Origin of the sequence: Collinsella sp. AM40-7AC (genome assembly GCF_003468125.1) — a bacterium.
In the GTDB taxonomy this organism is placed as follows: domain Bacteria; phylum Actinomycetota; class Coriobacteriia; order Coriobacteriales; family Coriobacteriaceae; genus Collinsella; species Collinsella aerofaciens_O.
Genome location: NZ_QSGK01000001.1, coordinates 266,469 through 286,882 on the forward strand (window position 1 = coordinate 266,469; position 20,414 = coordinate 286,882).

A 20,414-nucleotide genomic window follows, 5' to 3' on the forward strand; every position below is an offset into this window, starting at 1 on the left:
GTCAGTACAGATGCGGGGCCGCAATCAACTCAATACACAGAGGTGGCGACGTCAATTAATAGCTAAGCCAACCCCAGCAATATGCCCGCCGAATGCACGACAAACGCCACGATCCAGGCGACCGTCACCTGAAACGCGAACACGGCAACGGCATAGCGCGCGCCCAGCTCACTCTTGACGGCGCCGATTGCCGCTACGCAGGGCGGGTACAGCAGCGTAAAGACCAGGAACACGTAAGCGGTAAACGGCGAAAACATGGTCGACAGTGCCGCGGGCGATGTTGCACCCAAAAGCACGGTGAGCGTCGAGATGACGCTCTCCTTGGCGATAAGTCCGGTGACGAGCGCCGTGGATGCTCGCCAATCGCCAAACCCAAGCGGCGCCAGCGCCGGCGCGATGATGCTGCCGAGACCCGCAAGCAGGCTTTGCGACTGATCGGCGACCACATTAAAGCGAATGTCGAACGTCTGAAGGAACCAGATGACCACGGTAGCGGCAAAGATAATGGTAAAGGCCTTGGTAATAAAGTCCTTGGCCTTATCCCATGCCAGCATCACCGTCGTCTTGACGCTCGGCAGACGGTAATTGGGAAGCTCCATGATAAACGGCACCGGGTCGCCCTTAAATGCCGTGCGGTTGAGCACCAAAGCCGCGATGCAACCGACCGCAATGCCAATCAGATAGAGCGAGACCATGGCGGGAACTGTCGCCTGCGGGAAAAACGCCCCGCACAGCAGACCGTAGACCGGCAACTTGGCCGAACAGCTCATGAACGGCGTGAGCATGACCGTCATCTTGCGGTCGTGCTCGGATGGGAGCGTACGGGTTGACATGATTGCCGGCACGGTGCAGCCAAAACCGACGAGCATGGGCACAAAGCTGCGACCCGACAGGCCAAAGCGACGCAGCACCTTATCCATGACAAAGGCCACGCGCGCCATGTATCCGGAGTCTTCCAGAATGGAGAGGAACAAGAAGAGCACGACGATAATCGGCAGGAAGGTCAGCACGCTGCCCACACCCGTAAGCACGCCGTCGACAGCCAGCGAGCGCACCACGTCGTTGGTGCCGAACGCCTTGAGGCCCGCATCGGCCGAGGCGATGATGACCGCGATGCCGTCCTCCATGAGTCCCTGCAGCGCCGCGCCGATCACGCCAAACGTCAGCCAAAAGACGAGACCCATGATCACCAGGAACGCCGGAATGGCCGTGTAGCGACCCGTCAGGATGCGGTCGATCTTGACGGAGCGCACGTGCTCGCGGCTCTCATGCGGCTTGACGACGCAGCGCCCACACACGTCGCCGATAAAGCTAAAGCGCATATCGGCCAGCGCGGACAGGCGGTCGGTGCCGGCTTCGCCCTCCATCTGGGTAATGATGTGCTCGATAGCGTCGAGCTCATTGCGATCCAGGTGAAGCGCCTCGGTCACCAGCTCATCGCCCTCAACCAGCTTGGTCGCTGCAAAGCGCACCGGGATGTGCGCCGTCACGGCATGGTCCTCGACAAGGTTGGCAATGCCGTGGATGCAGCGATGCAGTGCACCACCGTCCGAGCCATCGGGCGCGCAGAAGTCCAGGCGACCGGGGCGCTCGCGGAACCGCGCCACGTGCAAGGCATGATCTACCAGCTCGCCGATACCCTCGTTGCGGGCAGCGCTAATGGGGACAACAGGCACGCCCAACAGGCTCTCGAGCAGGTTGACGTCCACGGCGCCGCCGTTGGCCGTCACCTCGTCCATCATGTTGAGCGCGATGACCATGGGGCAGTCGAGCTCCATAAGCTGCAGCGTCAGGTACAGGTTGCGCTCGATATTGGTGGCGTCGATGATATCGATGATGGCATCGGGATGCTCGTCAAGGATAAACTGGCGGCTCACAATCTCCTCGCCCGTGTACGGCGACAGGGAGTAAATGCCGGGCAGGTCGGTAACGCTCGCCTCGGGGTGGTTACGGATAGTGCCGTCCTTGCGGTCGACCGTCACGCCGGGAAAGTTACCGACGTGCTGGTTGGAGCCCGTAAGCTGGTTGAACAGCGTGGTCTTACCGCAGTTTTGGTTGCCGGCGAGGGCAAAGTGCAGCGGTGCGCCCTCGGGCACGGCCGTTTTTGCCGCACGGGGCGAATACGTCCCCTCGCCGAGTGCCGGATGCTCCGTCGTGCCGATTGCAGCGTTAGCGCGCGGACCCATATCGGTATCGTGAATGCCCACGAGCTCAATGCGGGCGGCATCGTCCTTGCGCAGTGTCAACTCGTAGCCACGCAGACGGATCTCGAGCGGATCTCCCATAGGGGCGTATTTCATCATGGTGACTTCGGTGCCCGGCGTGAGGCCCATGTCCAAAATATGCTGTCGGAGCGCCTGATCATCGGATGTCACCGATGCGACAACGGCGTCCTTTCCAATCTCGAGTGTATCGAGCTTCACGCGCTCATCCTTTCGTTAGACGCGGTTAACCGTTTACCGGGGCTAACCAACTCGTAACGACAAATGATAGCGCTCTGAACTATTTTATAAAGTCAAATACCGATGTTTACCTGCGCAAACTTTATGCGATGCGCCCCGAAAGCTCTTTGCGCATACCGCTCAGCGAGATCGAAACGGAACCCGACCGCGCGGTGGCAGTGAGTCGATCACCCTCGACTGACCCCGTGCATGTAAAGGGTGCCTTGCCCATCAAGACGTGGGAGATAGTACCCGAGAGTTCAAAGAAATCGCCCTCAGCGCGGGCACTCGAGAGAGCGATATTGAGACCCCTGACGTTTAGTACTGCCCTGAGCACGCCGTTCACCCCATGTGAAAACGTCACCTCGCCGCGTTTACTCCCCACCGGCGTCTGGGCCGAAACCACATACGTACCCTCGAGCATGGCTCCTCCTCTGAGTAGGCTTTTTGAAATGGCCATCTAGTCTACTTTGCTGCGAGACGGCTTGCCCAGAAACCGCGAGCACACAATGACGTTCAATCAACAGATTGCTGCAAGGGAAGCAAGCGTGCAAGGGGGACAGATTACTTTTGACACCATTTGCGCCAACGGACGGGATGCGGAGCGACGACCGTGCAGGTGGATTCCGGATCGTCGCTTCCTCCGTCCCCCAGCGAATCAAAACGAAGTTGCGGTGGAATAGTTCCTGTTTGATGCTTTAACCAGCAAAAACAGGAACTATTTCACCGCAACTGCAAAAGCCCGCGCTGGCAACAAATGTCACCTGCGCGGGCTTGGCGGGCGTTCAAAAAGGCACGTTACAGAGACCCACATCAGTTATGGAATGCCGAGCAGCACCGATGCGCGATGCCCGCTGGCTTACCAAGCAACGAAGCTCGCCGTAGCCTTAGACAATCGGCGCAATGCCGGCAAAGTGCAGATACAGCGAGATAACTGCCACGACAATGACCACCGCTGCGATCAGCTTGTCGTGCAGATGCGGAAGCACCTGCTTGCCGCGGCCGCGCTCGCCCAGAATATAGACGGGGATGGCTGGGGCAAAAAGGATCGTCGTGATCATGACGCCCTGAAGACCCGTCGACCACACAAGGAACAACGTGTAGATAAAACCGAGCGTACCGAAGAAGCGTGCCTTGCCAACGCTTGGCGCATGCGGCCCGTCCAGATGCTCGTTCTTCCAGCCGATCACCATGTAATAGGCAGCCGAACAGACATACGGAACTAAAATCGTGTTGACCGCGCAGCTATAGAAGAACTGGTAGGTGCTCGCCGCCACATACGAAACAATCAAGAAGAGCTGCGTGATGCCGGAGCTTACGAGAACCGTTACCACCGGGGCATCGTGCTTGTTCGTCTTAGCAAACGCCAGCGGGAAGGAGCCCTGACGCGCCGCCTCAAACGGCGTCTCGGATGCAATGATGACATAGCCCAGCATCGCACCGACCAGCGAGAGAATAACGCCAAGGTTTACGATGGCTGCACCAACCGGACCGATTGCGCACTCAAGAATTCCCGCCATGGAGGGCGTTGCAAGTTGTGCCATCTCCTCGCGCGGCATAATGCCGAGCGACAGCATCGAGATAATCAGATACAGCGTAAACACGGCTGCAAATCCAAGCGCCGTCGAACGACCGACGTCGCGCACATACTTTGCACGGCCCGAAATGACGACAGCGCCTTCGATACCCGTAAAGACCCAGACAAGGGCAATCATGGTCGAGACAACCTGCTCACCAAAACCGGGGCCAGCCGGCTCTCCCCAGAAGTTGTCCATAAAGATATCGACGTTGAACTTACCCAGGAGCACAATGCTCAGCACAAAAAGCCCCAGCGGCACCAGCTTCGCCAAGGTGACGATCGTGTTGATGCCGGCAGCTTCCTTAACGCCGCGAAGCACGAGAGCGGTTAGGAACCACAAAAACACGCTGGCGCAGACGATGGAAAGCATATTGTTGCCCGTACCGAACGCAGGGAAGAAATAGCCCAGCGCGCTAAACAGCAAGAGCGCAAAGCTCACATTGGAAAGACATGCGCTGATCCAGTAGCCCCAAGCGGAGTTGAATCCAACGTAATCGCCAAAACCGGCCGCAGCGTATGCATAGATGCCGCCAGTCAGGTCTGGACGAGCCTGAGATAAACCGTTGAATACCATCATCAGCGCAAAGACGCCAATGAAGCAAATTCCCCACGAAACGATAACCGCGCCGGTATTGGCTCCGCCTGCCGCCATATCGCCGGCAAGAGAAAAGATGCCGCCGCAAATGCTCGCAGTGATGACCATCATGGTCAGACGAAAGAGATCGAGGCCATTAGGGTCGATAATCTCTTCATTTTGAGCTTTAGAGGCCATTGTATGTGCACCCCCTTCATCATGTGATCGAACGAAAGATGGCCCGGACGTCCCGAATCGGGTGCCGGGCCATCGGTCAAGCGATCATCAGACTGTTACAGCTATCGCGTTAGAAGCGCAGCGACAGGCAAGAAAGGCCGCCGTCGACCTTGCGATACTCGGAGGTGTCGACGACGAGCGTCTTGTAGCCCAGATCCTGCACGGCCTTGAGCACGGTCGGATAGCCCTCGGCAACGATGACCGTACCGTTGACCCAGATGCAGTTGGCGCCGTAAGCCTCGTCCTCGGGCACGACGATCTTGTTGTACTGGGCAAAGTCGGGCTTATCGATGAACTCACCAGAGACGAGCATGTTGTTGTCCTCGATATAGTTGACGCCCGTCTTGAGGTGCAGGACCTCCTCCAGCGGAACCTCGGAACCCTCGAGGCCCCAGCCCTCGAGAATCTCGCAGAACTGGCGGATGCCCTCTTCGTTGGTGCGAGCGGAGCGACCGACGTAGAAATGGTCGCCGACCATCATGACGTCGCCGCCGTCGAGCGTGCCCGGAGAAACGATGTGCTTAACATGCTCGTCGTCAAAGAAGCGGCGGACGGCCGGCTCGATCTCATCCTTCTCGCCGTTGCGGCTATCGGCACCGGGGTTGGTAATGATGGCGCCGCAGCGAGTGATAACGGCCGGATCTTCGACGAAGCAGCTGTCGGGATACTGCTCGAGAGCCGGCAGCACCGACACGTCAACGCCGCACTGCTCGAGTGCGTGCTCGTAATCGTAATGCTCCTCGATAGCGCGCTCGTAGATGGGCTGGCCAAGCTCGGGAGCGCTCGCGATGCCATTGCTCAGGGACTTGCCGGGACGACGGATGATGACGTGGCTGAACTTGGTCATGATGATCCTCCTTGGATCTCATAGTACTGAGCGGACTTCCTTGCGTCCGCCTTCCTTCCGATGGCTTTATCTTAGGGTGTCTTTGCTGTTTTGTATATTGTATACAATCCTGAACGGTAGATATTTTTCGGTGAACGTATTTTTGCTTCCTAGGGTCAGGTAGCGTGATTTAGCTGGTCGTTCTATAATCAAATTAGCCTATTCAAACCAAACGTATTTAAATTTGAAAATATACAGTTAAGGTATATAAGCTCATGGAAACACTCAGAAGACCCTTGAAGGATCATGTATACGACTATATTTCGAGTCGCATAGACGCCGGCGAGCTTTCGGCCGGCGACCGTGTGAGCGAGCAAGCGATCTGCGATGCCATGGGCGTGTCGCGCACGCCGGTTCGCGAGGCGCTCATCCAGCTGGCAAGCGACGGCTATCTGGACAACCTCCCCCGCCGCGGATTCCGCGTCCGTGGGTTCGATCAGCAAAACGCCGTTGAAGTCTTTGAGATTATGGGGCCGCTCGACGGGCAGGCGGCATACCTTGCCTGCCCCCTCCTGACCGAAGAGGACATCATGCAGCTAAAGTTCTTGGTTGGATCCATGGACCTCGCGATCCAAGGCGGTCTTATCCGAAAGTACGACGACATTCAGCGGGACTTTCACCTTACGTACTTCAACCGCTGCGGCAACGACCGTCTGCGCGACATGATTTCGCAACTCGAGCGTTGCTTTATCAAACGCGATTACGAGACCGTCGATCAGGAGACGGCGTGCAAACTGCTGGGTATAGCCAATGCCGAGCATGCCCACATTCTTGAGCTGTTCGAAGCGCGGGATGCGGCGGCCGTGCGAGACTACGTTCGCGATGTCCATTGGAACACGGAGAACGCCCAGTTCACCGTTTGGTAGGAAAGCAACAGGGGACGACATCGGTCTTAAACCTTGACGCCAGCACCGCCCAAACTGATCCATTTTCCTCCGTCCCCGAGGGATCAGCGACGCCCTTCTGGAAAGCGCATCCCACCATCCGGGCGAATTCCGGGATACCGTTTCCCGATGGGGCCTCTCGGGGAAATTGCGTCCCAGAATTCTGGCTCGAAACGGGATATGGTTTCCCAAACAGGCCTCTTGCGGAAAATGCATCCCGGAATCCCTGCCCGAAACGGGACGCGCTTTCCCAGTCGAGGCCCTACGGGAAACTGCATCCCGGAATCCACGCCCAAACCGGGACGCAGTTTCCGGGCGGGGCATCAAAAACAAAGTTGCGGTGGAATAGTCCCTGCTTGGGCTGGTTGAGGGCTTAAATAGGAACTATTTCACCGCAAGTTATTGAGGGGATGTCCGTCCTCTTACAGATGGCGTTCCAAAAAGCGGAAAGCTAGGCGAATCCAGGGGCGGACGGCCACTTGCTTGTCCTCATTGTCGACCGCGGTGTTGGCGTTGCCGAGCGAAAGGCCGTGACCGCCCTGGTCAAAGACGTGCATTTCGCATGCAACACCCTCCTCGGCCATGCGCTGCGCAAACGGGTAAACCTGCGCGATCGGCGCCGTCTTGTCGTCGGACACGCCCCACACAAAGGTCGGGGGCATCTGACGCGAAACATGCGTGGTGGGGCAGATGTCGGCCAGGTGCTCGTCGGTCGCCTCGCCGCCCGTCACCATCGACAGATAGTCGTTAAGCAAATCGCGCCCCGTCTTGCCACCCGTCTTGGGCACGCGCAGGTCGATGCGCGGGTCGCGCGTCTGCATATCACGCACATAGGCAAGGTCGAGCAACGGATAGCCCAGCACCACGGCGTCGGGACGAATATCCTCCGGACGAGCCCCTGCCAGGCCCGCGAAGGGACCAGTCTTCCACTGCGTTGCCAGCGAAGCGCAAATCATGCCGCCCGCCGAGAAGCCCACGATGCACACGCGCTTGGGATCGACATGCCACTCGTCGGCGTTGGCGCGCACGGTAGCAACCATCTTGGCAAGGTCTGCCTGCGGGTGCGGAAAACTCACGTCGCCCGTGGCGCTCGTCACATAGCTGAGCACAAAGGTCTGGTAGCCGCGGTCCAAAAATGCAAACGCTACCGGGTCCTGCTCATGCGGAGCGATATGCGTAAACCCGCCTCCGCCGCAGATGATCACCGCGGGGCGGCGGCCATTGGGCTTGTCGGGCAGCGGCTCGGCACCCAAATACGTAAACGTCGCCGGATATTCCTCGGTCGGCTCCTCGCCCCACAGTGCGTGATTCTCGACAATCATATGTGCTCCCTTCGCGCAATTCGTGCGCACTATTTTTCCGCTCTCAAGCGTACCCCAGTTGGGCCCAGGGCGCAGAAACACTCCCGCAATAAGTTCACCTTCAACTGATATATCACATAATCCCAGCTCAGGACCATCGTTGAGCAGCGTAGAATAGGGGCGTTGACCAAGCCGCGAAACACATATGAAACGTTTCCGGCAAACCAAACGCGCGATATGCGCCTATTTAAGTTGGAGGCAACTATGGGTCTGCTCGATTCGCTTAAGTCCACCTTCACCTCGACCGGCGAGGCGTCCATTCCGCCCGCAGCAAGCTTCGCCACCCGCGAAGGCGTCATCTACGCCCCCGTCAACGGCGTGCTCGTCAACCTGGACGAAGTTCCCGACGAGACCATCGCCTCGGGCATGCTTGGCCAGGGCTATGGCATCGAGCCCATTACCGGCACCATCTATGCGCCCGCCAACGGCCGCATCGGCGCCACCACCGTCACCAACCACTCCATCGGCATGATCACCGAGGACGGTCTTCGCGTGTTCATCCATGTCGGCCTGGGCACCGTGGAAATGAATGGCAAGGGTTTTGCCCGCTTTGTCGAGATGGGCGATGTGGTCAAGGCGGGCCAGCCGCTCATCAGCTTCGACCGCGACGCCATTAAGGCCGCTGGTCACGAGGATATCGTGACCGTCATCGTCTCCGAGCTCGATCGCCTTAAGAGCATCGACCATGTCGGCGAGTCCGGAACGCTTATCGGCGGCAACCCGCTTGTCAAGCTGGGCGACCCGCTGCTGGTGGCCAAGACCAAGTAGCCAGGTCCCGCGCTACACAGCCAAAAGACACCACGAAAAGCGCCCGCGACCATTTGGTCGTGGGCGCTTTTCGTTTGAAAACCATCCCGTCAATGCCTTGTCTGTATAGCCCAAATGAGCCGAGCTGCTAGAATATCGAACTGTATGGATAACTATCATTCAACCGTTATGGGAGGATACGTGAACCGCACCAAAATCGCGCAGCTCTATACGCACGCCGAGTCGCTCGGTGGCCAGACCGTCACCGTTGCCGGCTGGGTCAAGTCCGTCCGCGACATGAAGAACTTTGGCTTTGTTACGCTCAACGACGGCAGCTGCTTCCGCGACCTGCAGGTCGTCATGAACCGCGAGGCGCTCGACAACTACGACGAGATCGCCCATCAGAACGTCTCGGCCGCACTCATTTGCACCGGCACCGTCAAGCTGACGCCCGATGCGCCCCAGCCTTTCGAGCTTTCTGCCACTTCCATCGAGGTCGAGGGCGTCAGCGCCCCGGATTACCCGCTGCAGAAGAAGCGCGCGACCGTCGAGTTCCTGCGCACCCAGCAGCACCTGCGCCCGCGCACCAACCTGTTCCGCGCCGTGTTCCGCATCCGCTCTGTCGCGGCTGCAGCCATCCACCGCTTCTTCCAGGAGCAGGGCTTTGTCTACGTCAACACCCCCATCATCACCACGAGTGACTGCGAGGGCGCCGGCGAGATGTTCCGCGTGACCACGCTCGACCCCAAAAATCCGCCCCTCACCGAGTCCGGCGAGGTCGACTGGAGCCAGGACTTCTTTGGCAAGCATGCGAGCCTCACCGTGTCCGGCCAGCTCAATGCCGAGAACTTTGCCATGGCCTTTGGCGACGTGTATACCTTTGGCCCCACCTTCCGCGCCGAAAACTCCAACACCACGCGCCACGCCGCCGAGTTTTGGATGATCGAGCCCGAGATGGCCTTTGCCGATCTGAACGACTACATGGATAACGCCGAGGCCATGCTCAAGTACGTCCTTAAGGACGTTATGGCCACCTGCCCCGACGAGCTCAATATGCTCAACAAGTTTGTGGACAAGGGCCTGATCGAGCGCCTGGACCATGTGGCAAACTCCGACTTTGCCCGCGTTACCTACACCGAGGCTGTCGAAATCCTGGAGCAGGCAGTCGCTGCTGGCCACCAGTTTGATTACCCCGTCAGCTGGGGCATCGACCTGCAGACCGAGCACGAGCGTTTCCTGACCGAGGAGCACTTTAAGCGACCGACCTTCGTAACCGACTACCCGGCCGAGATCAAGGCGTTCTACATGCGCATGAACGAGGACGGCAAGACCGTCGCCGCCGCCGACTGCCTGGTTCCCGGTATCGGCGAGATTATCGGCGGCTCCCAGCGCGAGGAGCGCCTGGATCTGCTCGAGGCCCGCATCAAGGACCTGGGCATGAATCCCGAGCAGTACAAGTACTACCTTGACCTGCGCCGCTACGGTTCCTGCAAGCACGCCGGCTACGGCTTGGGCTTCGAGCGCTTGGTCATGTATCTGACCGGCGTGGGCAACATCCGCGACGTCCTGCCGCACCCGCGCACCGTGGGCAACGCCGACTTCTAATCGCCACAGCGCCACCAAACGCGTTCCAGCGCATCATGCCAGCGCCTCTCGGCAAGCCGAGGGGCGCTTTTTTCAACAGTATCCGTCAAGCTTTTGGCAAGATTTTGGTCAGTTGAGCAGGGCTGTTGAAAACTCGACCCGCCGCTTGCCGACGACTACCGACCGCCCGGAGCGTCCTGCACCCCTGGGAAAGCCCCGCGCCCTAGGCTCCATACCGTCGCCACCCAAAACGGAAAGGACGTAGATGCCATGACCGAAACCGCTGTTGAAACTTACGAGACCACGACGAGGGGCGCCGCCTCGATGGCAGCCTATCGCGCCGTTCGTATCTTGCAACTATTAAGCGAAAACACCGGCGAGGACAAGGCCATGCTTTCCGATGAGTTGATCAGGCGCCTCGCCCATCCCGACGACCCCGCCCGCATGCCCATCTCGGCGGCGCGGCGCAGCATCTACACCGCCATCTCCGCACTTCGCCATGCCGGATACGAAATTGAGTACAAGCGCGGCGTGGGGTATCGACTCTTGACCCGTCCACTCACCGACGAAGAGGTCATCCGCCTCCACGGCATGGTCATGCGCAACCGTTCTACGCCCATCGCCATCCGAAAAAGCATGGCGCAGCACTTGGTCGCCATGGCGAGTGCCGACGTTCGCGGCTACCTCGATGCACCCGAGCCCGCTCCAAGCGCGGGCAGCAAATCCACCAAGGCCCCGCGCACGCCCGTCAAGCGCATCGACACCTGCGAGCTCATCGAGCAGGCCATCGACCACGGAACCACGGTGAGTTTTGATATTTCGAGCGTCACGGCACGTGGCGAAACCGAAGTAGCGCGGATGACGCTCCGGCCCTTTGCCATCAAGCAACGAGACGGCATCTCGTATTTGCTGGGAACGGTCTATGACGCCCGAGGCGCCGATGACACGCTGCGTACCGTAGAGATTGGCCGCATGAGAAACGTCACCACGCGTCTCCTCGACGGCAAGAAGCTCTTCGCCGCCCTGGACGAGGACGACACCTCGTCAGCCGCATAGGACCCTTCGCCGCCCATTCGACTACCCGTACCGCCCATCCGATTCTGTATTAAAAAACCCGCCAGGTTATTGTAAAAATGGACATCCGCGCTACTATAGTTCCACTTGCACTTTGTTTGAGTGCAGTGTTTCCAGCTATTTCTATACTGGGGGTAACGATATGAAGGACATCACCATCAGCCGCAGGAGCCTTCTGGTCTCCGCCGGTCTGCTCGCACTGGCCCCGCTTGCCGGATGCGGCGGCAACTCTGGTTCCGGCTCCGCAGCCGCCGGTTCCGACTACACCATCGGCGTTCTGCAGCTCACCGAGCACTCCGCACTCGACGCCGCCAATGACGGCTTTGTCAAGGCCATCAAGAAGAGCGGCCTTAAGGTCAAGATCGACCAGAAGAACGCCCAGAACGACCAGTCCACGTGTAAGTCCATCGCCGACAAGTTTGTGGGCGACAACGTCGACCTGATCTACGCCATCGCCACGCCTGCCGCGCAGGCCGCCGCCGGCGCCACGGCCGATATCCCCATCGTGGGCTGCGCCATCACCGACTACGCCGCCTCCGGCCTGGTCCAGGACAACGACAAACCCGGCACCAACGTCACTGGCGCCTCCGACCTCACCCCGGTCGCCGAGCAGCTCGAGATGATGCAGAAGGTCCTGCCCGACGTAAAGAAGGTCGGTCTGCTCTACTGCACTGCCGAGTCCAACTCCGACGTCCAAATCAAGGCCGCCAAGAAGGAACTCGGCAAGCTGGGCCTGGAGTACACCGACTTCACCGTCTCGAGCTCCAACGAGATCCAGTCCGTCGTCGAGTCCGCCGTGGGCAAGGTCGACGCGCTCTACTCCCCCACCGACAACACCATCGCCGCGGGCGCTTCGCAGGTCGGCCAGATCTGCAAGGAGAATAAGCTCCCCTTCGTGACCGGCGAGGAGGGTATGTGCATGGCCGGCGGCCTGTTCACCCTCTCCATCAACTACGAGGATCTGGGCTACGCCGCGGGCGAGATGGCCGTCAAGATCCTGAAGGGCGAGGCCAAGCCCGAGGATATGCCGATCAAGCACCTCTCGAGCAAGGACCTGGTCGTCGTCAAGAACGACGAGATGGCCGAGGCTCTGGGCATCGACCTCTCCGCTCTGGACGAGTAGCGGTATGCGCGGCGATGTGCCTAGGGCCCATACTCGCGCCGTTGCCGTGTTATTCAATATCTGAGCCACAGGGGCGAACGCCAAAGACCGGCGTTCGCCCTGCTTGTTACGGATGAGACAAAACATCCGGCCGCAGCTCTTTCATGCATTGTTACCGCTATCATGGTGACTCACGTGTCTACCCTATCCTAGGAGGTATGAAGCATGCTCATTGCATTGCAGGGCGCCGTTTCGCAGGGCGTCCTCTGGGGCATTATGGTGCTTGGCGTGTTTATCACGTTCCGCCTGCTCGACATCCCCGATATGACCTGCGACGGCAGCTTTGCCCTCGGCGGCTGCGTCTGCGCCGTACTCATCGTCAATAACAACGTCGACCCGCTGCTCGCCGTACTGGCCGGCATGTGCGCCGGCGCCATCGCGGGCGCCGTCACGGGCATTCTGACCACCGTCTTCGAGATTCCCGCGATCCTCGCCGGAATCCTCACCCAGATCAGTCTGTGGTCCGTCAACCTGCGCATCATGGGCAAGTCCAACACGCCCATCCTCGCCAAGGGCACCATCTTCTCGTCTGTTAGCAACATGACGGGCCTGCCGCAGTCCACCGTCGCCATCATCCTGGGCATCTTGCTCGCTGTGGCTATCGTCGCCATCCTGTATTGGTTCTTTGGCACCGAGATCGGCTCGGCACTGCGCGCCACCGGCAACAACGAGTACATGATCCGCGCCCTGGGCGTCAACACCAACTCCACCAAGATGATCGCGCTGGTGCTCTCCAACGCCCTCATCGGCCTTTCGGGCGCGCTCATCTGCCAGAGCCAGAAGTACGCCGACATTGGTATGGGCACCGGTGCCATCGTTATCGGTCTTGCCGCCATTGTTATCGGCGAGGTGCTCGGCCGCCTGCTGCCCGGCGGTCTCACGCAGTTTAGCGTCCGCCTGGCCTCCGCCGTCTTTGGCTCCGTGGTCTACTTCCTCATCCGCGCCATCGTGCTGCAGCTGGGCATGGACGCCAACGACATGAAGCTGCTCTCCGCTGTGATTGTCGCCGTGGCCCTGTGCGTGCCCGTGGTTTGGGAGCGTTACAAGCTCCGCAGCTCCTACACGAGGGGAGATGAGGCAGATGCTTAAGCTCTCGCACGTCAAGAAGACCTTTAACAAGGGCACCGTCACCGAGAAGCGCGCGCTCACCGGCGTCGACCTTACCCTCAACGACGGCGACTTTGTAACTGTGATCGGCGGCAACGGCGCCGGCAAATCCACGCTGCTCAACATGATTGCCGGCGTATATCCGCTCGATTCGGGCGTTATCGAGCTCGACGGCACCGACATCTCGCGCCTGAGCGAGTCGCAGCGCGCCAAGTACCTGGGCCGCGTGTTCCAGGACCCTATGCGCGGTACCGCTGCCGACATGCAGATCGCTGAGAACCTGGCCCTCGCCAAGCGCCGCGGCCAGCGTCGCGGTCTTTCGTGGGGCGTCACCAAGGCCGAGAAGGACGAATACGTTGAGTTGCTCAAGCGCCTGGACCTTGGTCTGGACACGCGTCTCAACGCTAAGGTCGGTCTGCTCTCGGGCGGCCAGCGCCAGGCACTCACCCTGCTCATGGCCACGCTCACCAAGCCGCGCCTGCTGCTGCTCGACGAGCACACCGCGGCCCTCGACCCCAAGACGGCATCGAAGGTGCTCAATCTGACCGAGGAGATCGTCGACGAGAACCACCTGACCACGCTCATGGTCACGCACAACATGAACGACGCCATCCGTCTGGGCAACCGTCTGATCATGATGCACGAGGGCCATGTGATCTACGACGTGGCCGGCGACGAGAAGAAGTCGCTCACCGTGGCCGACCTGCTGCAGAAGTTTGAGGAGGTCTCGGGCGGCGAGCTCGCCAACGACCGCATGCTGCTGAGCTAAACCTACCAAAAAGGGACAGGTTTATTTTGGCAGGTTTTATCTGGGCAAACGTCAAAACCGCCGCAAAGGGTCAGACACCTTTGCGGCGGTTTTCGCATATTATGTCGATAATCCAGCGGCAGCAGAAACCACTGGTTAAGAACTAAGGAAACTACCATGAGAAGACTCCTTCCCGTCTTGCCTTGACCGCCGCGCATCTCGCCGGTGCGCTCACCGGTGCCCCAGCCCGCGCCGCTGCGACCACCCTTCTCAAGTTGTCGGCCTGTCCGATGTGATCGGACGGGCTTCTTGGTGGGTATCATGGTTGAACGATCATGAGGAGGTTTCCCTACATGGAATTGTTTGAGCCAATTCTTCATTTCTTTGCACAACGATGGGTCCACAACATCATCTGGGCAGGTATCTTGGCTATCGGCACCGCCGTTGCCGCCAAGGTCGCGTCCAAGACCCTGCACCACCTGCTTAGCCGCGACGACAACCCACTCCCTTCATCAAGCATCTTCATCAACATCGCGCGCGCCGTCATATGGACGATCGGCGGCAGCTTTATCCTCGACAACTGCTTTGGCATTAATGCAAACGCCCTCGTCGCCGCTCTTGGCGTCGGCGGCATCGCCATCTCACTCGGCTTTCAGGACACGCTTTCAAACCTTATCGGCGGTATGCAGGTTACGTTTATGGGCATCATCAAGCCCGGCGACAATATCGAAGTCGGCGGCGTGTCGGGCGTGGTCCAAGATATCACCTGGCGCCATACGACCATCGAAGATGCCTGCGGGCAGACCATCATCGTCCCCAATTCAAACATCTCCAAGAACACGCTCGTCCACCTCATGCCCTTTGGACGCGTGGCCGTCCCCGTTGCCGTAAAGGACACGTCCAAGTGGGCCTCGTTGGACGCGCTGGCAGATGAGCTTACCGACGCCACCAAGGCCGCGGTGCTTCCCATCTCTGGCTTTGACAAGGAGCCGTACGTGCTCTTTAGCGAGATCGGCGACTTTGGCGTCAAGGGCAAAATCATCTTTATCGTCAGCGACGATAGCACCACCTTCACGGCAGCCGACGCCTGCATCCGCGCCATCGCCCCCACCATCGCCTAAAACCACCGCAAAGGGGACAGGCACCTTTGTGGTGGTTTCGCATCGTGGTACCATGGTTCATATCGTTGTTTAAACGACTAAGGGAGTAGACACCATGGAAGAGGCCTATCGTCAAGCGCGCAAGCGCGGCGAACAGGGACGCCGTCGCGCCATCAGCCAAAGCGAGCATCCATATCTTACGGACCTCGACAGCTTGGTCGCCCAGCTTCCCTGCGGGCAGCGCGAGAACATCGGCCTGCGGGACATTCCGCTCGAAATGGTCGTCGGCACGGTTACCAAAGGTCGCCAGTCCGCCTTTTCGTGTAACTTTATGCCGCTGCTCCCCTGGAATACCGAATTCGCCCGCAAATGGTCCAACCTCTACGATATCCAAATCTCCGAGGGCTACCGCGACCCCATCATCGTCACCGAGTTCATGCACCGCTTTTACGTCCAAGAGGGCAACAAGCGTGTCAGCGTCCTCAAATTCCTTGACGCTCCGACGGTTTCGGCCAAGGTGACGCGTCTGTACCCCGGTAAGCGGGATTCCGTCGAGAGCCGCCTGTACGGTGAGTTCTGCGCGTTTTGGCGCGTCTGCCCCCTGTACGAGATTGAGTTTTCGCGCGAGGGCAGCTACGAGATGCTTGCCAAAATGCTCGGCCAAGATCTTGTCGAAAAATGGCCTCAAAAGAAGGTCGACTACCTACGTCACACCTTCCTGCTCTTTAAGCGCGCCTATCTTCGCGCGGGCGGCGACCACTTGGACATTACGCCTGCCGATGCCATGCTCGTCTACCTCAACGTCTACAACCAGGACCGTCTGCTGGATACGCCGACGGATATCGTCGTCAACCGTCTGTGCAAGATTTGGCGCGAGCTTGTCATTGCCGGCAAAAGCGACGAGGACAAAGTCGATCTTGTCGAAGCGCCGCAGCCCAACGAGAAAGAGGGCGCACCGACAAAAGCTACCTCGGGCGTGCTCAACTTCTTTATGAGCAAGACCGTCTACTCCACTGCCAATCCCATGCGAATCGCCTTTATCCACGAGTTTCCCTGTGCCACGTCGAGCTGGGACAGCCTACACGACCAGGGCCGCCGGTATCTTGATGAGCACTTTGGCGGCATCGTGCGCACCGAGGCGTTCGAGGACTGCCACGATTCGGACGTGTTCTACGCCGCCGTCGAGACAGCCGTAAAGCACGGGGCGAACGTCATCTTCTCGACCTCACACCGGCTCATGGAATACACGCTCAGGGCGTCAGTCGAGTATCCCCAGGTGCGGTTCCTTAACTGCTCAATCGGCCTTCCCCACCAAAGCGTCCGCTCGTACTTTGGAAAGATGTACGAGGCCAAGTTCCTACTGGGCGCCCTTGCCGCCAGCATGGCCGACAACCACCGTATTGGCTACCATGCGTCGGTCTTCGCCTCGGGCGCGCTGAGCGAAATCAACGCCTTCGCTATCGGTGCCTCGCTGCTCGACCCTCGTGCGCAGATTATCCTCACTTGGGGAGATGTTCCCGCCGGCGGTCTTGCCGAAGCCATGTGTCGCGAGGGCGTGAGCGTCATGACCGGCGCCGATATGTCCAAGTCTCTCGAGGACCCCACCGCCTACGGGCTTCACCGTCTGGTAAACGGCAAGGAAATTACCGGTATTGCTATGCCGGTATGGAACTGGGGCCGTTACTACGAACTCATCGTACGCAGCCTACTGCACGGCACATGGGACGAGACCGCCGATGACCAGCAGGTGCACGCCGTCAACTACTGGTACGGTATGAGCTCCGGCGTCATCGATATTCGCTACGCTCCGGGCCTACCCTATCAGACGCGTAAACTTGTGCAGCTGCTTCGCAACGGCATTGTCGAGGGCTCCATCAACCCATTTGGCGGCGAGCTCCACAGCCAGGACGGCGTGGTTCAGATTGAGGGCTTCCCTCCCCTGCCGAGTACGCAGATTGTCGAGATGAACTGGCTGGCTGACAACGTTATAGGCTCGATTCCGCAGCTCGATAACGAGCCGGAGGTCCGTGCCCTATGAATATCCTAGCCATTGCCGATGTAGAGGAGCGATGCCTGTGGGAGTGCTTTCGCAAGGAGCGCTTTGAGGACGTTGACCTGATTCTATCCGCAGGCGACCTGGATCCGGACTATCTTGAGTTTTTGGTCACTGTCATCAACAAACCGCTTGTGTACGTTCGTGGCAACCACGACGACCGCTACGCGCGCCATGCACCGGGCGGGTGCATTTGTGTTGAGGACAGCGTATATGTGTACCGAGGTATTCGCATTGCGGGTCTGGGCGGTTCCATGCGCTACCGCGACGGCGCGAACATGTATACCGAGCGCGAGATGGCAAAACGCATGCGCAAGCTATCGCGAAAAATCGCACTGGTAGACGGATGCGATATTCTACTTACCCATGCACCCGTCGCAGGCATGGGCGACCTGGACGACCTGCCGCATCGAGGATTCGAGTGCTTTAATGCGGCTCTTGAGTCTTGGGGTCCCGACTATATGATTCACGGGCATGTGCACCAAAGCTACGGCCCCAACTTTCAACGCGAGCGCCAACACCCATGCGGAACGAAGATTGTCAACGCCTGCGGCTATACCAAGATCGAAATTGACGAGGCGCGCTACCCCACGCGCGGTTGGAAGGCCGCTTGGCTCAACTCGCAAACCATGCGCCGCGAGCTCAAACGCCACGAAGCAATCGAGTCTTCAACCGCCAGAACCCCCTGGTAACTGCCAACAACCACCACGAAGGGGATAGGCACCTTTATGGTGGTTTTGCTGACTCGTCCGACCTGTCCATCACGGTGCTTGTGTAATTAACGAGAACACTCATTGTTTTGTAAGGACGGCGCTCACGTGCCGTCTTTTTTTGTCAACTTATGCAGTCTCGACCGTGTTGTATGTAGAGGGACCTCGCGAGACGCCTTCCCTATATCCACCACGACCAATTGGAGGTGACACTATGCCTGCACGCCGTAACCGCAATAGCACGCTCCGATGCGATGCCGATCAGATCGAGCGGGAAGCAAAGCGCTTGGTCGACACGTATTCCGACCTCATCCTTCGATTGTGCTATTCGGCCCTTGGATCCGCTGACGACGCTCAAGACATCTGCCAGGACACGCTGATCAAGATTCTCCAACGCACTCAACCGTTCGACTCGCTCGAACACGAACGTGCTTGGGTGATCCGAGTCGCACTGAACGCATGTCGCGATATCGGCCGTACGCACGCGAATCACCCGGTTGTCGACCTCGATTCGCTCCCCGATTTCTGCGCACCCGTAACACATACCGAGCAAGAATTCGCGCAACGCGACTGCGCCATTCTTTCCGCTGTCACGGCCCTGCCTCAAGCACAGCGCATCGCCATCTTTTTGCACTACTACGCAGGCATGAGCATCAGGGAAATCGCAGACGCCGTTCACGCGACGCCAGCTGCAACCGCCCAGCACCTTAGCCGCGGACGTGCGTCACTTCGGCTTTCCTTGAAAGGAGACCACAATGACTACGAATTCGAATGACTATCGCCACGCCCTGGAGCACATTTCGTTTACCGATAATGCGAAGCAGCACATGGCAAACTCGATTGCTCAGTCCGTCGCCTCGAGCGATGCGGCGACCGCTCAAAGCAACTTTAATGGCACGCGACGCAAGCCGCGCATCGCCCGCCATCCCGTAAGAACAGTCGCTCGCATTGCCGCTGTAACGGCAGTCCTCGCTATCGTCATTGGAGGCGCTGGCACGGCTATGGCAACAGGCGTCCTGCCGCTTCCTTCTGACATGCTTTCCGACATCTTTGACGGACCTGCTTCTCAAACCGAGATCATCGACCGTATTGGCCGGCCCGTCGGTGCTAGCTGCTCCAACAACGGAGTCACCGTGACCGCCGACGCCATCATGGGCGACAAGGATATGGTTACCATCGCCTATACGCTTACGTTCGACGATCCCGCTGCCCTGAAAAAGCTTTCCGAGCCGGGCGAGAACGGAACTATCGCCGGAAGTGTCGATGGAAACGTATACGTTGATGGCGAGCATGGCGGCCAAGGCCAATCATGGCTCATTGACAAGAACCCCAATGACTCCAGCATTCAATACTTTGCACAGTTCAGCGTTGAATCACCCGGCCTTATGGGCAGGACCGTCCGCACGCATATCAACTCTCTCGTTGTGCCACGTGCTGGCAAAGAGCTTCCCGAGTATAAGAAAATACTTACGGGCCCATGGGATCTTAAGTTCCAGCTGAATTACGAAGATACATCCGTTACGATTCCCGCGCCCAAATCGGTCAACTTTAACGGCACCAAGGCGACGATTCAAGAGGCCACCGTATCCTGCGTTGGCGTTTCAGTCCGCTACAACATAGATCGTTCCATCGAACACGACAACAACAGCGGCAAGATGTCTCAAAACATGGAGGAGTCTATGGATGCCGTTGGCAACATACCCCTCATCGTGACGTTCAAAGACGGTCATGTTGAGGACGCAACCAGCCACAGCGGCTATTTCGCAAATAAACTGGATAACGGCACCACTGATGTCCACAAGACCTGGCCGTTCTCGCAAGTTTGTGACACAGACAAGATTGCAAGCGTACAAATTGGCGATACGGTCATTCCCATGAATTCGTAACGCTACGCGGCTCGTATATGCACCCGGTTCCGCACTTCGCGTCTAAAGATGCGCTGTCATCGAGCAGCGTGAGCGCAAGGCCGCCCGTATGGTCGGCTGGGAACACCTCGTTGCGCTAAAAACCACCACGAAGGGGACCGGCACCTTTGTGGTGGTTTTGCTGACTCGTCCGACCTGTCCCAACGGTTTGTCTCAATCTGTAACAGGTAGGGCCCAAATAATCGGTTAGCTGTTACAGATCGAGACAGACCACGGATGCTCAGCCGAAAATCTCAATCTGT

General features: G+C 58.9%; 17 protein-coding genes. 12 read left to right on the forward strand and 5 right to left on the reverse strand.

Features of this window, described 5'->3' with window-relative positions; translation table 11 throughout:
* Window positions 1-62 precede the first annotated feature (62 nt).
* The 4 genes from feoB to DW892_RS01180 all read right to left on the reverse strand — a co-directional run bounded on the left by feoB (window position 63) and on the right by DW892_RS01180 (window position 5,678).
* Window positions 63-2,423: a ferrous iron transport protein B gene (gene feoB, locus DW892_RS01165; RefSeq protein WP_117765084.1), complete on the reverse strand. Its 2,361-nt coding sequence runs from the start codon at window positions 2,421-2,423 to the stop codon at window positions 63-65.
* A 121-nt stretch (window positions 2,424-2,544) separates the two neighbouring features.
* The gene (locus DW892_RS01170; RefSeq protein ID WP_117765086.1) at window positions 2,545-2,865 is read right to left on the reverse strand and encodes a hypothetical protein; all 321 of its coding nucleotides are present in this window, start codon (window positions 2,863-2,865) and stop codon (window positions 2,545-2,547) included.
* 463 nt (window positions 2,866-3,328) lie between these two features.
* Window positions 3,329-4,792, reverse strand: a complete 1,464-nt coding sequence (locus DW892_RS01175) for a basic amino acid/polyamine antiporter (protein ID WP_117765088.1) — start codon at window positions 4,790-4,792, stop codon at window positions 3,329-3,331.
* Window positions 4,793-4,901: 109 nt separating this feature from the next.
* The gene (locus DW892_RS01180; RefSeq protein ID WP_117765090.1) at window positions 4,902-5,678 is read right to left on the reverse strand and encodes a dimethylarginine dimethylaminohydrolase family protein; all 777 of its coding nucleotides are present in this window, start codon (window positions 5,676-5,678) and stop codon (window positions 4,902-4,904) included.
* A 275-nt stretch (window positions 5,679-5,953) separates the two neighbouring features.
* Between DW892_RS01180 and DW892_RS01185 the strand changes: the two genes are divergently transcribed.
* Window positions 5,954-6,583: a GntR family transcriptional regulator gene (locus tag DW892_RS01185; RefSeq protein WP_233546742.1), complete on the forward strand. Its 630-nt coding sequence runs from the start codon at window positions 5,954-5,956 to the stop codon at window positions 6,581-6,583.
* Window positions 6,584-7,023: 440 nt separating this feature from the next.
* Here DW892_RS01185 and DW892_RS01190 read toward each other — a convergent pair whose 3' ends face one another.
* The gene (locus tag DW892_RS01190) at window positions 7,024-7,923 is read right to left on the reverse strand and encodes an alpha/beta hydrolase (protein ID WP_117765092.1); all 900 of its coding nucleotides are present in this window, start codon (window positions 7,921-7,923) and stop codon (window positions 7,024-7,026) included.
* 243 nt (window positions 7,924-8,166) lie between these two features.
* On the opposite strand from DW892_RS01190, the gene DW892_RS01195 reads away from it, so the two are divergent.
* From DW892_RS01195 to DW892_RS01245, 11 genes are all read left to right on the forward strand, one after another.
* Window positions 8,167-8,730 (forward strand): PTS glucose transporter subunit IIA, encoded by a 564-nt coding sequence (locus tag DW892_RS01195; protein WP_233544295.1) that lies wholly within the window; start codon window positions 8,167-8,169, stop codon window positions 8,728-8,730.
* A 180-nt stretch (window positions 8,731-8,910) separates the two neighbouring features.
* Entirely contained in the window at window positions 8,911-10,314 is a 1,404-nt protein-coding gene (gene asnS / locus DW892_RS01200; RefSeq protein WP_117765221.1) for an asparagine--tRNA ligase, read from the forward strand.
* A 249-nt stretch (window positions 10,315-10,563) separates the two neighbouring features.
* Complete coding sequence (locus tag DW892_RS01205) at window positions 10,564-11,349, forward strand: hypothetical protein (RefSeq protein ID WP_117765094.1); 786 nt, start codon at window positions 10,564-10,566, stop codon at window positions 11,347-11,349.
* A 160-nt stretch (window positions 11,350-11,509) separates the two neighbouring features.
* Window positions 11,510-12,490: an ABC transporter substrate-binding protein gene (locus DW892_RS01210; protein ID WP_117765096.1), complete on the forward strand. Its 981-nt coding sequence runs from the start codon at window positions 11,510-11,512 to the stop codon at window positions 12,488-12,490.
* Between the two features lie 204 nt (window positions 12,491-12,694).
* Window positions 12,695-13,618, forward strand: a complete 924-nt coding sequence (locus DW892_RS01215; protein WP_117765098.1) for an ABC transporter permease — start codon at window positions 12,695-12,697, stop codon at window positions 13,616-13,618.
* Entirely contained in the window at window positions 13,611-14,405 is a 795-nt protein-coding gene (locus tag DW892_RS01220) for an ABC transporter ATP-binding protein (RefSeq protein ID WP_022093887.1), read from the forward strand. Before DW892_RS01215 ends, DW892_RS01220 begins: the two co-directional genes overlap by 8 nt.
* Window positions 14,406-14,737: 332 nt before the next feature.
* Complete coding sequence (locus DW892_RS01225; RefSeq protein ID WP_117765100.1) at window positions 14,738-15,505, forward strand: mechanosensitive ion channel family protein; 768 nt, start codon at window positions 14,738-14,740, stop codon at window positions 15,503-15,505.
* 94 nt (window positions 15,506-15,599) lie between these two features.
* Window positions 15,600-17,522: a BMP family ABC transporter substrate-binding protein gene (locus DW892_RS01230; protein ID WP_117765102.1), complete on the forward strand. Its 1,923-nt coding sequence runs from the start codon at window positions 15,600-15,602 to the stop codon at window positions 17,520-17,522.
* Complete coding sequence (locus tag DW892_RS01235) at window positions 17,519-18,229, forward strand: metallophosphoesterase (protein ID WP_117639531.1); 711 nt, start codon at window positions 17,519-17,521, stop codon at window positions 18,227-18,229. The genes DW892_RS01230 and DW892_RS01235 overlap by 4 nt, the downstream gene beginning before the upstream one ends.
* A gap of 232 nt (window positions 18,230-18,461) precedes the next feature.
* On the forward strand, window positions 18,462-19,022 hold the full coding sequence (locus DW892_RS01240) for an RNA polymerase sigma factor (protein WP_117583099.1): 561 nt from the start codon (window positions 18,462-18,464) through the stop codon (window positions 19,020-19,022).
* The gene (locus tag DW892_RS01245; RefSeq protein WP_117635373.1) at window positions 19,003-20,133 is read left to right on the forward strand and encodes a DUF4179 domain-containing protein; all 1,131 of its coding nucleotides are present in this window, start codon (window positions 19,003-19,005) and stop codon (window positions 20,131-20,133) included. The genes DW892_RS01240 and DW892_RS01245 overlap by 20 nt, the downstream gene beginning before the upstream one ends.
* Window positions 20,134-20,414: the final 281 nt, after the last annotated feature.

Coding starts and splice junctions, on each gene's coding strand:
- DW892_RS01170 (WP_117765086.1), bottom strand. CDS start 2,865: ATGCTCGAGGGTACGTATGTGGTTTCGGCCCAGACGCCGGTGGGGAGT.
- DW892_RS01175 (WP_117765088.1), bottom strand. CDS start 4,792: ATGGCCTCTAAAGCTCAAAATGAAGAGATTATCGACCCTAATGGCCTC.
- DW892_RS01180 (WP_117765090.1), bottom strand. CDS start 5,678: ATGACCAAGTTCAGCCACGTCATCATCCGTCGTCCCGGCAAGTCCCTG.
- DW892_RS01190 (WP_117765092.1), bottom strand. CDS start 7,923: ATGATTGTCGAGAATCACGCACTGTGGGGCGAGGAGCCGACCGAGGAA.
- DW892_RS01195 (WP_233544295.1), top strand. CDS start 8,167: ATGGGTCTGCTCGATTCGCTTAAGTCCACCTTCACCTCGACCGGCGAG.
- DW892_RS01205 (WP_117765094.1), top strand. CDS start 10,564: ATGACCGAAACCGCTGTTGAAACTTACGAGACCACGACGAGGGGCGCC.
- DW892_RS01210 (WP_117765096.1), top strand. CDS start 11,510: ATGAAGGACATCACCATCAGCCGCAGGAGCCTTCTGGTCTCCGCCGGT.
- DW892_RS01215 (WP_117765098.1), top strand. CDS start 12,695: ATGCTCATTGCATTGCAGGGCGCCGTTTCGCAGGGCGTCCTCTGGGGC.
- DW892_RS01220 (WP_022093887.1), top strand. CDS start 13,611: ATGCTTAAGCTCTCGCACGTCAAGAAGACCTTTAACAAGGGCACCGTC.
- DW892_RS01225 (WP_117765100.1), top strand. CDS start 14,738: ATGGAATTGTTTGAGCCAATTCTTCATTTCTTTGCACAACGATGGGTC.
- DW892_RS01230 (WP_117765102.1), top strand. CDS start 15,600: ATGGAAGAGGCCTATCGTCAAGCGCGCAAGCGCGGCGAACAGGGACGC.
- DW892_RS01235 (WP_117639531.1), top strand. CDS start 17,519: ATGAATATCCTAGCCATTGCCGATGTAGAGGAGCGATGCCTGTGGGAG.
- DW892_RS01240 (WP_117583099.1), top strand. CDS start 18,462: ATGCCTGCACGCCGTAACCGCAATAGCACGCTCCGATGCGATGCCGAT.
- DW892_RS01245 (WP_117635373.1), top strand. CDS start 19,003: ATGACTACGAATTCGAATGACTATCGCCACGCCCTGGAGCACATTTCG.